A 13729-nucleotide genomic window follows, 5' to 3' on the forward strand; every position below is an offset into this window, starting at 1 on the left:
GATCGACATCGCAGCGGACGATCGAGTACAGGGGAGCAGTCTCATGGAGCCAGGCCGGCCGGTGGCGGTTTTCGGCGCGTACGGGCACACCGGACAGTTCGTGGTCGCGGAGCTGGCGGCGCGCGGGTTCACTCCGGTGCTGTCCGGACGCGACCCGCGGGCGCTGGGCGAACTGGCCGACGCACACGGACGGGAGGCCCGGGTGGCGTCGGTCGACGACCCGGCCTCGCTGGATCTGGCCCTGGCCGGCGCGGTGGCGGTCATCAACTGTGCCGGCCCGTTCGCTGCGACCACCGGCCCGGTGATCGAAGCCGCGCTCCGGGCCAGGATTCCCTACCTGGACGTGGCCGCCGAGATCGAGGCCACCCTCGACACCTTCGCGCACTTCCGCGAGCGGGCCCGGGACGCGAGAGCGGTGATCGTCCCGGCCATGGCCTTCTTCGGCGGCCTCGGCGACCTGCTGGCCACCGCGGCGATGGGCGACTGGACCTCGGCCGACGAGGCCCACATCGCCTACGCGCTCAGCAACTGGCACCCCACCGCCGGCACCCGGCTGTCGGGCGCGGTCTCCCGCGAGCGGCGCGGCAACGTCCGCCTGCGCTACCGCGGCGGACAGTGGGAGCGCCGCACCGATGCCGCGCCCACGGTGTTGTGGACCTTCCCGGAGCCGGTGGGACGCCGACCGGTGGTCGCGGAATTCACCATGGCCGACGTCGTGACCGTCCCCCAGCACCTGAGCGTTCCCGACGTGACCACCTACATGAACGTCGAGGCGGCCCGCGACGTCACCGCCCCGGACACACCGGCCCCGACCGCCGCCGACGACAGCGGCCGCTCCGGCCAGACCTTCCTCGTCGACGTCGTCGTCCGCTCGGGTGGCACCGAACGCCGGGCCACGGCCGCCGGTCAGGACATCTACGCCATCACCGCGCCCCTCGTCGTCGAAGCCCTCGACCGCGTCCTCACCGGCCGCGCCAAGGCCGTAGGCGTCGCCTCCGCCGGCGAGATGTTCGACGCCCCCGACTTCCTGCGGGCGCTCGCCCCTCGTATCGCGTTCGATCCGCACCGGCGTCGTGCGGGCCACCGACGAGGACAGCGGCAGTGACCTTGGCTCCATCCACACGGAGGGAGACGGGACCTGGCCGGTCCGGCCGGGACGCTCCGCCATCGGCGAGCTGGTCGCCGTGGCGGTGATCACGTCGAGGTCGCCGGAGCCGCGCCCCGTCTGACCGCCGGGTCAGCCACGCCCCCGGCGTACCAGCCGCTTCAGCAACGGCCACGCCAGCAGCAGCACGATCACGGCGTACACCGTCACCGCGAACGGCGTGTTGACCAGGCCCGTCACGCTGCCGTCGCTGATCTGGAGGGCCCGGCGCAACTGCTGCTCGGCGTTCGGGCCGAGGATGACGCCGATGACGGCCGGCAGGATCGGCAGGCCGTAGCGCCGCATGCCGAAGCCGACGAGGCCGATGATCAGCAGGGTCACCAGGTCGACGACCTCGCCGCCGACGGCGTACGCGCCGACCGCCGCGAAGAACATGATCCCCGCGTAGAGGTACGGCCGCGGGATGCGCAGCAGCTTGGCCCACACCGGTGCCAGCGGCAGGTTGAGCGCGAGCAGCAGCACCATACCGACGAAGAGGGAGGCGATCAGGCCCCACACCAGTTCTGGTTCGCGTTCGAAGAGCAGGGGGCCGGGCTGGATGCCGTACTGCTGGAAGGCGGCCAGCATGACCGCCGCGACCGCCGTCGTCGGCAGACCCAGGGTCAGCATGGAGACCAGCGTGCCCGCCGCCGAGGCCGAAGCCGCCGACTCCGGGCCGGCCACACCCTCGATGGCGCCCTTGCCCCACTCGTCCTTGTTCTTGGACAGGCGCTTCTCCGTGACGTACGACAGGAAGGTGGGGATCTCCGCCCCGCCCGCCGGGATGGCGCCGAACGGGAAGCCGATGAAGGGGCCGCGCAGCCAGGACTTCCAGGTCCGCTTCACATCGGCGCGGCCGAGCCAGGGACGGCCCACCGGGATCGGTTCGGCCGCCCCGCGCCGCAGATGGGCCGCCACCCACAGCGCCTCGCCGATCGCGAACAGGCCGACCGCCACGATCACCACGTCGACGCCGTCGGCGAGTTGGAGGGAACCGAAAGTCAGCCGCTGCTGTCCCGTCATCTGGTCCAGGCCCACCAGGCCGATCGTCAGACCGATCAGCAGGGAGGCCAGGCCCCTGACCCGCGACGAACCGAGCACCGACGTCACGGCGATGAACGCCAGCACCATGATGGCGAAGTAGTCCGGCGCGCCGATGTCCACCGCCAGGTCGGCGACCGTCGGAGCCAGCGCCACCAGCAGGACCGTGCCGATCATGCCGCCCGCGAAGTGACCGATGGCGGCGGCCGCCAGCGCCTGGGCGCCGCGCCCCGCCTTGGCCATGGGGTTGCCCTCCATGGCCGCGACCACGGCGGCGCTCTCGCCGGGCGTGTTGAGCAGGATGGAGGTGGTCGAACCGCCGAACATCGCGCCGTAGTAGATGCCGGCGAACATGATGAACGCGGCGACCGGATCGAGCCCGTACGTCACCGGCAGCAGCAGCGCCACCGCCATCGCCGGCCCGATGCCGGGCAGGACGCCGATGGCCGTGCCGAGCAGCACGCCGAGGGCGGCCCACAGGAGGTTGATCGGGGTGAGGGCCGTACCGAAGCCGTCCATGAGGGAGTTGAGGGCGTTCATGTCAGAGCACTCCCATCAGCGGACCGCCGGGCAAGGGCACTCCGAGCAGCTTGTCGAAGACGACGTAGGTGAACAGGGACAGCACCGCGGCGATCAGCGGATCGCGGTCCACGCGGCGACTGCCGAGGGCGAACGCGGCACCCCAGAACAGCAGCGCCCCGGCGACGGGGAAGCCGGCCGGCTCGATCAGCACGGCCGCGCCGAGGAAGATCCCGGACAGCAGCAGCACCGTGCGCCAGTCGGCCGGTTCGGACAGGTCGATGTCCTCGCCGCCCTCGGCCTCGCCCCGGCCGCCGCGCAGGACGTCGACGGCGAGCAGCGCGGCGATCACCAGCAGCCCGACGCCGACCGCGATCGGGACGGTCGTGGGGCCGACCGGCCCGCGCTGGGTGATGTCGACGTCCATGGTGAGCGCGTCGGTCAGGACGAGCCCGCCGAGCGCCATCAGCAGCACGCACACGCCCAGTTCGGAGTGCTCGCGCAGCCACGCGCGCCGGCCCGGGGCCGTCCGCGTGGAGGTTTCGGTCGTCGGCGTCGTCACAGTCCCAGCTCCTTCAGTACCGACACCACACGCTTGTCCTGGGCGTCCAGGAACGCGCCGAACTCCTCGCCCGTCAGGAAGGCGTCGTCCCAGCCGTTCTGGTCCATCGACTTCTTCCATTCCGGGGAGTCGTGCAGCTCCTCGGCCAGGCGGATCAGCTTCTCCCGTTCCGCCTCCGACAGACCGGGCGGGGCGACGATGCCACGCCAGTTGGTGAAGTCCACGTCGTAGCCGGACTCCTTCAGCGTCGGCGCGTCCTTCAGGTCGTCGACCCGCTCCGGGCCGGTCACCGCGAGCACCCTCAGCTCGCCCGCCTTGATCTGGTCCAGGTACTCGCCGACGCCGGAGACCCCGAAGCCGACCTTGTTGCCGAGGATCGAGGCGAGCAGCTCGCCACCGCCGTCGAAGGGGATGTAGTTGACCGACTTGGGGGAGATCCCGGCGGCCTGCGCCATCAGCATCGGCGCGAGGTGGTCGGGTCCGCCCGGCGACGAACCGCCGCCGACGGGGGTCTTGCCGGGGTCCTTCTTCCAGGCGGTGATCAGCTCGTCGATCGTCTTGTACGGCGAGTCCTTGCCGACCACGACGACGTCCTGCTCCTCGGTGAGCCGTGCGATCGGCGTGGTGTCGGCGAGGGTCTTGGGCGCGTGGTTGGAGCGGGCGGCGCCGACGACGCCGAGGCCCATGGACATGGCGAGCTTGCCGTTGCCGTGCTCGCTCACCAGCCGGCTCAGGCCGACGGTGCCGCCGGCGCCGGGCAGGTTGAACACCTCGATGTTGTGCGTGAGCCCGGCGTCCTCGGCGTTCTTCGCGGCCGTGCGGGCGGTGATGTCGTAGCCGCCGCCGGGCGTGTTCGGAACCATGAAGCGCAGGCCGGGGATCTGTGTGCCGGTCTCGGAGTCGCTGCCCGTGGAGAGCAACGGCGGTCCCGCGAGCACGAGCACGGCGGCCCCGAGCAGGGCAAGGGGGGTGCGCAGGCGCACGTATGACACCACCTGTCGGTTGGGTAGATCGGTACGGGGGAGCCCTGTGGGGGAGGGTGACGTGGGCCACATGGTGCCCGTGCGGCGGCGCCCTGTCTTCCTTCCGGAACCAAGGGAGGTTGTGGTCATTGCGGTCGCCGGTGGGTCGCCGGTTCGTTGCGAAGACAACACATCTCTTTCTTTCGCCGCAGGTGGGCGCCATGATGGCGACCCGGCACACCCGCCGGTCGCCCCTGCTCCCGTCCCCCGTCCCCCTGCGTCCGCAGTCCTGCGCCCCCCCGTCTTCCGTCAGCCGAGATCGAGTCCGCCGTGGCCCCCACCTTCCGCCGTCAGACCCTCGCGGGCGAGATGCTGGTCCTCCAGCTCGCCATCGTCGTGGTGGTCCTGCTCGCGGTCGCCGCCGTCTCGCTCGCCCAGTCCAGGGCCACCTTCAACCGCGTCGAGGGTCGCCGGGTCACCGCCCTGGCCGAACAGCTGGCCGCCACGCCCCTGGTCCGCAGCCAGCTCCTGCGCCCCGTGCCGCGGGAGGCCCTCGCCCCACTGGTGAACTCCACCCAGACCCAGTCCGGGGTCACCTCGGTCACGGTGGCGGACGCCGACGGCCGCGTCGTCAGTTCCACCGACCCCACGATGATCGGCGGCCTGCTGCCCCGCGGCGAGGGTGCCGTCGAAGGACGCGGCTGGTCGGGCCCGCTGACCGTGCAGCGCGGCCGGGAGCTCGTCGCCCAGGTTCCGGTGCTCGGCGCCACCCGCCAGACCCTCGGCCGGCACCTCGGCACGGTGATGGTCGGCGAGGCCGACCCGACGGTGTGGCAGCGCCTCAGTGGCGCCTCCTCCTACCTCCTCGCCTACCTCGGCATCGCCAGCGGCCTGGGCGTGGCCGGCTCCTGGCTGCTCGCCCGGCGCGTCAAACGGCAGACCCTCGGACTGGAGCCGCGCGAGATCGCCGGGCTCGCCGAGCACCGGGAGGCCATGCTGTACGGCATCGCCGAGGGCGTCGTCGCCCTCGATCCGCAGCACCGGCTCACCCTGGTCAACGAGGTGGGCCGGCGTCTGCTCGGCCTGCCCGCCGATTGCGTGGGCCAGAGCCTGGACGGCCTCGGTATCGACGGAAGACTGCGTGACGTCCTGGCCGGTGCCACGGCGGACACGGCCGGGCCGCGCGACGAGGTCGTCGTCCGACACGGCCGGGTCCTGGTGATGAACCGCATGACCGTCAGCAAGGACGGCCGGCCGCTCGGCTCCGTCACCACCCTGCGCGACCGGACCGAACTCGCCCGCCTGGAGCGGGAGATCGGCTCGTTCCGCAGTACCTCCGAGCTGCTGCGTGCCCAGGCCCACGAGTTCGCCAACCAGCTGCACACCATCTCCGGGCTCATCGAGATCGGCGAGCAGGACGAGGTGGTGCGCTACATCCGTGCGCTCAGCCAGCGCCGCCAGTCCCTGGACGTCACCCTCAGCCGTCGGGTCCGCGACACGGCCGTCGCCGCGCTGCTGACGGCGAAGTCCTCCCTCGCCGCCGAACGCCGGGTCGCCCTGCGGGTATCGGACCGCACGGCCCTGGACCGGCTCGCCCCGGAGGACGCCGCGGACGTGGCGACCGTGGTCGGCAACCTCGTCGACAACGCCGTGGACGCCGCCGCGGCACCCGGCACCGGCCACGAGGCCTGGGTCGAGGTCGAGCTGAGCCAGGACGCCTCCAGCGTGGAGATCGTGGTCCGTGACTCCGGGCCCGGCGTGGCGCCCGAACTGGCCCGTGAGGTCTTCTCCCACGGCTTCACCACCAAGGCCGCCCGGCAGGGCGAGCGCGGTATCGGCCTGGCGCTGACCAGGCTGGTCTGCGAGCGTCACGGCGGTGAGATCTCGGTGACCAACACCCCCGAGGGGGCCATGTTCACCGCACGCATGACCGTCAGCCACCTCACCGACGCGGTGGCGGAAGGAGCAGCACCATGACGGGTAGGAGCGGTTCGGTCGACGCGACCGCTACGACCGGTACGGCCCACGCGGCGGCTACGGCGGGCAGGGCTACTGCGACGGGTACGGCCCACGCGGCCGCTACGGCGGCTACGCCCGCTGCGACGGGGGCGGCGCCCCATGTCGCCGACGCCGCGATCGGCGTGCTCGTCGTCGACGACGACTTCATGGTGGCCCGGGTCCACCGGGCCTTCGTCGAGCGGGTCGCGCCCTTCCGGGTCGTCGGGGTCGCCGGTACCGGGGAAGAGGCGCTCGCCGCCGCCGGGGAACTGCGCCCCGGCCTCATCCTGCTGGACCTGTACCTGCCGGACGTCTTCGGCCTCGACGTCATCCCCCGGCTGCGCGCCGCCGGCCACGACTGCGACGTCATGGTCGTCAGCGCGGCCAGGGAGGCGGACGCGGTGCGCGGCGCCGTCCGGCAGGGCGTGGTCGACTACCTCCTCAAACCGTTCGAGTTCGAGGACCTGCGGGTCCGGCTAAAGCGCTACGCCCTCCAGCGGGGCCGGCTGCTCGGCACGGTGGTGCGCAGCCAGGCCGACGTCGACCGGGTACTGGCGGGAGCGGCGGCGCCGGCCGCCGCGGTCCCGGCGCTGCCCAAGGGCATGAGCGTGGAGACCGCCGAGTTGGTGGAACGCACGCTGCGTGAGGCCGACGGCACCCTGTCCGCCAGCGAGTGCGCGGCCCGCACCGGAGTCTCCCGGGTGAGCGCCCGCCGCTACCTGGAGTACTTCCACACCGTCGGCAGCGCGGAGGTCTCCCTGCGCTACGGGGTGGCGGGCCGCCCCGAGCGCCGTTACCGCTTCCGGGGCGCGGTCACCGGCCTGGCGCTCCCGCCCGCAGTCCGTCCATGACGAAGTCCAGGAACCGGGTGACCCGCGGCTGCCAGTCCTCGTCGGGATCGATCAGCCAGAGACCGCCGATGACGAGGAAGAAGTCGTCCGCGGAGACCCCGGGCCGGATGGTGCCGGCCTCCTCGTTGGCGCGCAGCAGGAGCCGGGCCGCCTCCATCACCGGGGCGGGGCCCGGTTTCGCCGGCCCGCCGGGCGCGCTGGTGACCAGCCGGATCGCGTCCGCCAGGCCGGCCTTGGTCATGGCGAACCGGGCGAGGTGGTCCATCCACTCACGCAGGGCCTGCTCGGGCTCCCGCGCGGCCAGCAGGTGGGGTGCGGCCTCGGCCACCTGCCGCATCTCGTAGCGGTAGACCTCCAGGACGAGAGCCTCCCGGTTCGGGAAGTTGCGGTAGAACGTGCCCTGCCCGACGCCCGCCTTCCTGGCGATGGCGCTCAGCGGGGCGTCCGCGCAGCGCGTCAGTTCCTCCGTGGCCACGCGCAGGATGCGCTCGCGGTTGCGCAGGGCGTCCGAGCGCAGGGGAGTGTCCTTCTTGTCCCTGTCCGGCTTCTCGTTCCCCGACTGAGGCACTCGTCCTCCTTCCGGATTCGTGGCCGAATCCCGTCCTTGCTAAGCGGACAACTGTCCGTTACGTTTCCAGTCAGCGGACAGTTGTCCGGTTATTCGCCCACTCTAGCGGCGGATGCGGCCGGCGGCCCCGGCCACGCACGAACCCCCCGCCTCCAGCCCGTTTTCACTGTCACCGGACACCAGAGAAGGCTGATCATGGCCCCAGCACCCTCGTCGACGTCCAGCGCCGTCATCCTGCACATCAACGGCGAGAAGCACGAGCTGACCGTCGACCACCGCACGACCCTGCTCGACGCCCTGCGCGAGCGCCTCGATCTCACCGGCACCAAGAAGGGCTGCGACCAGGGACAGTGCGGCGCCTGCACCGTCCTGGTCGACGGGCGCCGCACCGTCTCCTGCCTGAACCTCGCGGTCGCCGCCGAGGGGCGCGAGATCACCACCATCGAAGGCATGGCCGAGGGCGACCGGCTGCACCCGGTGCAGCAGGCCTTCCTCGATCTCGACGGCTACCAGTGCGGCTACTGCACACCCGGCCAGATCTGCTCGGCCGTCGCCGTCATCGAGGAACACGCGGCCGGCTGGCCCAGCGCCGCCACCGACGACGTACGGCCCGAGGCCGGTCCGCCCCCTCTGACACCGGACGAGATCCGGGAACGGATGAGCGGGAACCTGTGCCGCTGCGGCGCCTACGTGTCCATCGTCCAGGCGGTCGCCCGCGCGGCGCAGGCCCATGAGGAGGCCCGGGACTCGTCCCCGTCGCGGACCGCGAAGGAGGCGGCGGCATGAGGGAGTTCGGTTACCAGCGCGCCGAAGACGTCTCCGGCGCGGTGGCGCTGCTCGCCGCCGACCCGGACGCCCGCTACCTCGGAGGCGGCACCAACCTCGTCGACCTGATGAAGACCGGCGTCGAACGCCCCGCCCGGCTCGTCGACGTCCGCGAACTCCCCCTGGACGGCATCGAGCCGACCGGCGACGGCGGCCTGCGCATCGGCGCCACCGTCACCAACAGCGACCTCGCCGCCCACCCCGACGTACGCCGCCGCTACCCGGCGCTGGCGCAGGCGGTCCTGGCCGGTGCCTCGGGGCAGCTGCGCAACATGGCCACCGTCGGCGGCAACCTGCTCCAGCGCACCCGCTGCGGCTACTTCACCGACGTGAACAAGCCGTGCAACAAGCGCGCCCCCGGCAGCGGTTGCCCCGCAGTCACCGGCGAGCACCACAACCACGCGATCCTGGGCGCCACCGACCACTGCGTGGCCGTCCACCCCTCGGACATGGGCGTCGCCCTGACGGCCTTCGACGCGGTCGTCGCCTACCAAACCCCCGACGGACCGGGAGAGTCGCCGCTCGCCGACTTCTACCTCCCCGTCGGCGACACCCCGCACCGGGAGACCGCACTGCCGCCCGGCGCGCTGATCACCGGCGTCGTCCTGCCGCCCGCCCCGGTCGCCGCCCGCTCCCGCTACCGCAAGGTGCGCGAGCGCGCCTCGTACGCCTTCGCGATCGGCTCGGTCGCCGCGGCGCTCGACGTCGAGGACGGTGTCGTACGCGACGCGCGGCTGGCCTTCGGCGCGGTCGCCTCCCGGCCCTGGCGGGCCCGCGCGGCCGAGCAGGTGCTGATCGGCGCGCCGGCCGGCGGCGAGACCTTCGCCGCCGCCGCGGACGCCGAACTCGCGGCCGCCAGGCCGCTGCCCGACAACGGATACAAGGTGACCCTCATGCGCAACCTCGTGGTGGCCGTCCTGACCGAACTCGCCGAGGAGGCCGCCCGATGACCACCGCCACGACCGGCCGTGCACCGGTGAAGGGCGCCGTCGGCACCGCGCACACCCGCGTGGAGGGCCGCGACAAGGTCACCGGAGCGGCCCGCTACGCCGGCGAGATCCCCTTCGCCGACCTCGCGCACGGCTGGCTGGTGCTGTCCACCGTCACCCGCGGCCGCATCCGCTCCATCGACGCCGACGCCGTCCTCGGCATGCCCGGCGTGCTCGCCGTCCTCCACCACGGCAACGCCCCGCGCGTCGACACCGGCTACATCAGCATGATGGGCGTCCCGGACCCGACCGCCGCCGTCTTCCAGCACGACCGGGTCCCGCACGCGGGCTGGCCGGTGGCCCTCGTCGTCGCCGGGACGCCCGAGCAGGCGAGGGAGGCCGCCGAGGCCCTCGTCGTCGCCTACGACGTGGAACCGCACGACACCACGCTCACCGCAGGCCGTCCCGACGCCTACCCGGCCGACGGACACATGCCCGCCGAGACCGGGAAGGGGGACCTGGCGGCCGCCCTCGCCGCGTCCGCCGTCGTGGTGGACGAGGAGTACACCACCCCCGAAGAGCACCACAGCATGATGGAGCCGCACGCGGCCACCGCCCTGTGGGACGGCGGCCGCCTGGAGGTCGTCGACTCCAACCAGGGCACCACCTGGGTCCAGAGCGAACTCACGAAGATGTTCTCCCTCGACGAGTCCTCGGTGCGGGTGCGCTCCGAACACGTCGGCGGCGGCTTCGGCAGCAAGGGCCTGCGCGCCCACCAGGTCTCCGCCGTGATGGCCGCGACCATACTGCAACGGCCGGTGCGGGTGGTGATGACGAGGCGCCAGATGTTCTCGCTGGCCGGCTACCGCAGCCCCACCACCCAGCGCGTCCGGCTCGGCGCCGAGGCCGACGGCCGGCTGCGCGCCCTGGAACACCGCTCACTCAACCAGACGTCGACCGTCCACGAGTTCGTCGAGCCCGGCGCCAGTGTCGCCAGGGTGATGTACGACGCCGACGCCCACCACACGGCCAACCACGTCGTACGGCTCGACGTACCGACCCCGACCTTCATGCGCGCGCCGGGCGAGGCACCGGGGTCCTTCGCCATCGAGGCGGCCCTCGACGAACTCGCCGAGCGCTGCGGCGTCGACCCGATCGAACTGCGGCTGCGCAACGAGCCGCAGGCCGGACCGGTCTCCGGCCTGCCGTTCAGCAGCCGCAACCTGGCCGCCTGCTTCAGCGAGGGAGCGCGCCGCTTCGGCTGGGCGGAGCGCGATCCACGCCCCGGGGTGCGCCGCGACGGGCGCTGGCTGCTGGGCACCGGTACGGCCGCGGCGTCCTTCCCGGCGGGCGCCGGCCCGTCCACCGCCCTCGTGACCGCGGAGGCCGACGGCACCTTCACCGTGCGGATCGCCGCCGCCGACCTCGGCACCGGCGCACGCACCGCGCTCACCCTGGTCGCCGCCGACGCACTCGAGGTCACGCCCGAGCGGGTCCGGGTCCGCATCGGCGACAGCGACTTCGGGCCGGCGATGATCGCGGGCGGCTCGATGGGCACCCGCTCCTGGGCCTGGGCGATCACCGCCGCGGCCGGCGAACTGCGGGAGCGGCTCGCGCTGGGCACGACCGTCCCGCCGGAGGGCATCACCGTACGGTCCGACACCACCGAGGTCCTCGGCACGCTCGCCCCGAAGGAGCGGCACTCCTTCGGGGCGCAGTTCGCCGAGGTCGCCGTGGACACCACCACCGGCGAGGTGCGGGTGCGCCGCATGCTCGGCATCTTCGCCACGGGCCGCATCGTCAACCCGCTCACCGCCCGCAACCAGCTCGTCGGCGGCATGGTGTGGGGCATCTCCATGGCCCTGCACGAGGAAGCGGTCCGGGACCGGGCGAGCGGCGGCCTCTACGGCCCCGACCTCGCCGGATACCACGTGGCCACGCACGCCGACGTCCCGGACATCGAGGTGGACTGGGTGGACGACCCCGACCCGGACGACCCGGTCGGCATCAAGGGCGTCGGCGAGATCGGCATCGTGGGCGCCGCGGCGGCCGTCACCAACGCCGTCTGGCACGCGACCGGCGTACGCCACCGGAGCCTGCCGGTCCGGCCCGACCGCGTGCTGTCGGCGACGGTGCCCGCAGCCGGGGGCGGTACCGATGCTTGACATAGCCGACGAGCTGAACGGCTGGCTCGCCGAGGGCCGGGAGTTCGCCGTCGCCACCGTCGTCTCCGTCGGCGGCAGCGCACCGCGCGGTCCCGGCGCCGCCCTCGCCGTGGACAGCGAGGGAACGGTGATCGGCTCGGTCTCCGGAGGCTGCGTGGAGGGCGCGGTGTACGAGCTGTGCACCGCGGCCCTCCGGGACGGCGAGACGGTGCGCGAACGGTTCGGCTACAGCGACGAGGACGCCTTCGCGGTCGGGCTGACCTGCGGCGGGGTCATCGACGTGATGGTCACGCCGGTCGGCGCGGGCTCGCCCTCGCGGGAGGTGTTCCGGGCGGCTCTGTCGACCGCCGCCCGGGGCGGGGCCGCGGCCCTCGCCCGGGTCGTCCAGGGCCCGGCGGATCTCCTCGGCAGGTCCCTGCTCGTGCGCCCCGACGGCTCGTACGAGGGGGGCCTCGGCGGTCATCCGGACCTGGACCGCACAGCGGTGGCCGAGGCCGGGGCCCTGCTGGACAGCGGCCGCACCGGCACGGTCGGCCTCTCCGCGGACGGTTCCCACTGCCCCGGCGGGCTCACCCTGCTCGTCGAGTCCAGCGTGCCGCCGCCGCGCATGATCGTCTTCGGGGCGGTCGACTTCGCGGCGGCGCTGGTGCGGGCCGGCAAGTTCCTCGGCCACCACGTGACGGTCTGCGACGCCCGGCCCGTCTTCGCGACACCGGCCCGCTTCCCGGACGCCGACGAGGTCGTCGTCGACTGGCCGCACCGCTATCTGCGGAGCACCCCGACCGACGGGCGCACGGTGCTGTGCGTACTCACCCACGACGCCAGGTTCGACGTACCGCTGCTCACGGAGGCCCTGCGGATGCCGGTCGCGTACGTCGGCGCCATGGGCTCGCGCCGCACCCACGAGGAACGGAACCGGCGGCTGCGCGAGGCCGGCCTCGGCGAACACGAGCTGTCCCGGCTCCGCTCGCCGATCGGCCTCGACCTCGGCTCCCGGACGCCCGAGGAGACCGCGCTGTCCATCGCGGCGGAGATCGTCGCCACCCGGCGCGGCGGCACGGGCGCGCCACTGACGGGCGGGGCGGCGCCGATCCACCGGGACCTGACCGGGGCGGCCGTCTGACGCGGGCCGGCGGCGGGCGGGCCGGGGCGGCGACGTCCCGCCGGCCGGGCGGACGGCGTACTCCGGCATCGTCGCGTGCACGAAGGCCCGCGGCAGATGGCCGCGAAGCCGCCGCCGGCGCACGCCGTACTCCTTCGGCGGCACGGCCCGCTCGCGGGCCCAGGAAGGGCACGCCGGCTCCGGCGCACTGATCGCCCCGGTCCGTCACGACCCTACGGCTGTCCCGGCGCCGCAGGCCGGAACGGCGGCGTCCCCGACGCCACCGGGGCCCGCCCCGCCGCTCCGTCTCCCGGGGACGGGGCGGACCCGACCACCCCGTGGTCCGCCAGCGGCCCCACCGTCAGCCCCGCCGCACGGCAGTCGCGCACGATGTCCGGCAGGGCGCCCAGGGCGGCGCGCCAGCTGCCCGGGGCCGAGGCGTGGTCGGTGTCGTGCAGGAGGATCGTGCCGCCCCCGCGCAGGTCCGCCGCGACGGTCGCCCGTACCGAGGCGGGCGTGGCGTCCTGCCGCCAGTCCTTGCCCCACGCGGTCCACAGCACCGGCCGCAGCCCGGCCCGGCGGGCGGCGGCCCAGCGGCCGGAGGTGAGGATGCCGTAGGGCGGGCGGTACCAGCGCGGCACGCTTCCGGCCGCCTCGCCCACCGCGCGGACGGCACGCGGCAGCTCACGTGCGTCCCGCGCCGGCGACGGCAGCCAGGGGCGGTCGTGCGCCCAGCCGTGGACGGCGAGTTCGTGCCCCCTCCGGGCCAGCTCGCGGGCCTGCGCCGGGTGGCGTAGGACGTTCTCGCCGAGCAGGAAGAACGTCGCCCGTACCCCGAGCCCGTCCAGTACGTCGAGGAAGTGCGGCGTGGACGCGGGATCGGGGCCGTCGTCGAAGGTGAGGGCGACGTGGTCGGGGCGGCCCTGTCCGGCCAGGCCCGGGAAGCGGCGCCGGCGAAGCTCCGGCAGCCAGGTCGCGGCCGGGCCGATGTGGGCCAGCGCGGCGACGACGACCGGCGCGACGGCGTACACCGCCGGCCCGGCATGCGACCCCTCGCGCATCG

General features: G+C 73.7%; 12 protein-coding genes. 7 read left to right on the forward strand and 5 right to left on the reverse strand.

The genetic code is table 11. The features are described from left to right. Nucleotides 1-43: 43 nt before the first annotated feature. Nucleotides 44-1105 (forward strand): saccharopine dehydrogenase family protein, encoded by a 1062-nt coding sequence (locus tag ACP4IX_RS09290; protein WP_426555226.1) that lies wholly within the window; start codon nucleotides 44-46, stop codon nucleotides 1103-1105. 132 nt (nucleotides 1106-1237) lie between these two features. On the opposite strand, the gene ACP4IX_RS09295 is transcribed toward ACP4IX_RS09290, so the two are convergent. From ACP4IX_RS09295 to ACP4IX_RS09305, 3 genes are read right to left on the reverse strand one after another with little or no spacing between them, the layout of a single operon-like run. Then, nucleotides 1238-2725, reverse strand: a complete 1488-nt coding sequence (locus ACP4IX_RS09295; protein WP_426518242.1) for a tripartite tricarboxylate transporter permease — start codon at nucleotides 2723-2725, stop codon at nucleotides 1238-1240. Between the two features lies 1 nt (nucleotide 2726). Then, complete coding sequence (locus ACP4IX_RS09300) at nucleotides 2727-3266, reverse strand: tripartite tricarboxylate transporter TctB family protein (protein ID WP_426518240.1); 540 nt, start codon at nucleotides 3264-3266, stop codon at nucleotides 2727-2729. Then, nucleotides 3263-4249 (reverse strand): Bug family tripartite tricarboxylate transporter substrate binding protein, encoded by a 987-nt coding sequence (locus ACP4IX_RS09305; RefSeq protein ID WP_426518238.1) that lies wholly within the window; start codon nucleotides 4247-4249, stop codon nucleotides 3263-3265. Before ACP4IX_RS09305 ends, ACP4IX_RS09300 begins: the two co-directional genes overlap by 4 nt. Before the next feature lie 309 nt (nucleotides 4250-4558). Here ACP4IX_RS09305 and ACP4IX_RS09310 point away from each other — a divergent pair, with 309 nt between their 5' ends. Together ACP4IX_RS09310 and ACP4IX_RS09315 are read left to right on the forward strand one after the other, a co-directional pair. Further along, nucleotides 4559-6205, forward strand: coding sequence for an ATP-binding protein (locus tag ACP4IX_RS09310; RefSeq protein ID WP_426518236.1), 1647 nt, complete (start codon nucleotides 4559-4561; stop codon nucleotides 6203-6205). Beyond that, nucleotides 6202-7077: a response regulator gene (locus tag ACP4IX_RS09315; protein ID WP_426555227.1), complete on the forward strand. Its 876-nt coding sequence runs from the start codon at nucleotides 6202-6204 to the stop codon at nucleotides 7075-7077. The genes ACP4IX_RS09310 and ACP4IX_RS09315 overlap by 4 nt, the downstream gene beginning before the upstream one ends. On the opposite strand, the gene ACP4IX_RS09320 is transcribed toward ACP4IX_RS09315, so the two are convergent. Then, nucleotides 7040-7645, reverse strand: a complete 606-nt coding sequence (locus ACP4IX_RS09320; RefSeq protein ID WP_426518232.1) for a TetR/AcrR family transcriptional regulator — start codon at nucleotides 7643-7645, stop codon at nucleotides 7040-7042. The two genes, ACP4IX_RS09315 and ACP4IX_RS09320, sit on opposite strands and share 38 nt — an antisense overlap. A 195-nt stretch (nucleotides 7646-7840) precedes the next feature. Between ACP4IX_RS09320 and ACP4IX_RS09325 the strand changes: the two genes are divergently transcribed. From ACP4IX_RS09325 to ACP4IX_RS09340, 4 genes are read left to right on the forward strand one after another with little or no spacing between them, the layout of a single operon-like run. After that, nucleotides 7841-8431, forward strand: coding sequence for a 2Fe-2S iron-sulfur cluster-binding protein (locus ACP4IX_RS09325; protein WP_426518230.1), 591 nt, complete (start codon nucleotides 7841-7843; stop codon nucleotides 8429-8431). After that, nucleotides 8428-9420, forward strand: a complete 993-nt coding sequence (locus ACP4IX_RS09330; protein WP_426518228.1) for an FAD binding domain-containing protein — start codon at nucleotides 8428-8430, stop codon at nucleotides 9418-9420. Before ACP4IX_RS09325 ends, ACP4IX_RS09330 begins: the two co-directional genes overlap by 4 nt. Continuing rightward, the gene (locus ACP4IX_RS09335) at nucleotides 9417-11564 is read left to right on the forward strand and encodes a xanthine dehydrogenase family protein molybdopterin-binding subunit (protein WP_426518226.1); all 2148 of its coding nucleotides are present in this window, start codon (nucleotides 9417-9419) and stop codon (nucleotides 11562-11564) included. The genes ACP4IX_RS09330 and ACP4IX_RS09335 overlap by 4 nt, the downstream gene beginning before the upstream one ends. Continuing rightward, the gene (locus ACP4IX_RS09340; RefSeq protein ID WP_426518224.1) at nucleotides 11557-12687 is read left to right on the forward strand and encodes an XdhC family protein; all 1131 of its coding nucleotides are present in this window, start codon (nucleotides 11557-11559) and stop codon (nucleotides 12685-12687) included. Before ACP4IX_RS09335 ends, ACP4IX_RS09340 begins: the two co-directional genes overlap by 8 nt. 212 nt (nucleotides 12688-12899) lie before the next feature. On the opposite strand, the gene ACP4IX_RS09345 is transcribed toward ACP4IX_RS09340, so the two are convergent. After that, on the reverse strand, nucleotides 12900-13727 hold the full coding sequence (locus ACP4IX_RS09345) for a polysaccharide deacetylase family protein (protein ID WP_426555228.1): 828 nt from the start codon (nucleotides 13725-13727) through the stop codon (nucleotides 12900-12902). Between the last annotated feature and the right edge of the window lie 2 nt (nucleotides 13728-13729).

Origin of the sequence: Streptomyces sp. WG5 (genome assembly GCF_049974565.1) — a bacterium.
GTDB lineage: Bacteria > Actinomycetota > Actinomycetes > Streptomycetales > Streptomycetaceae > Streptomyces.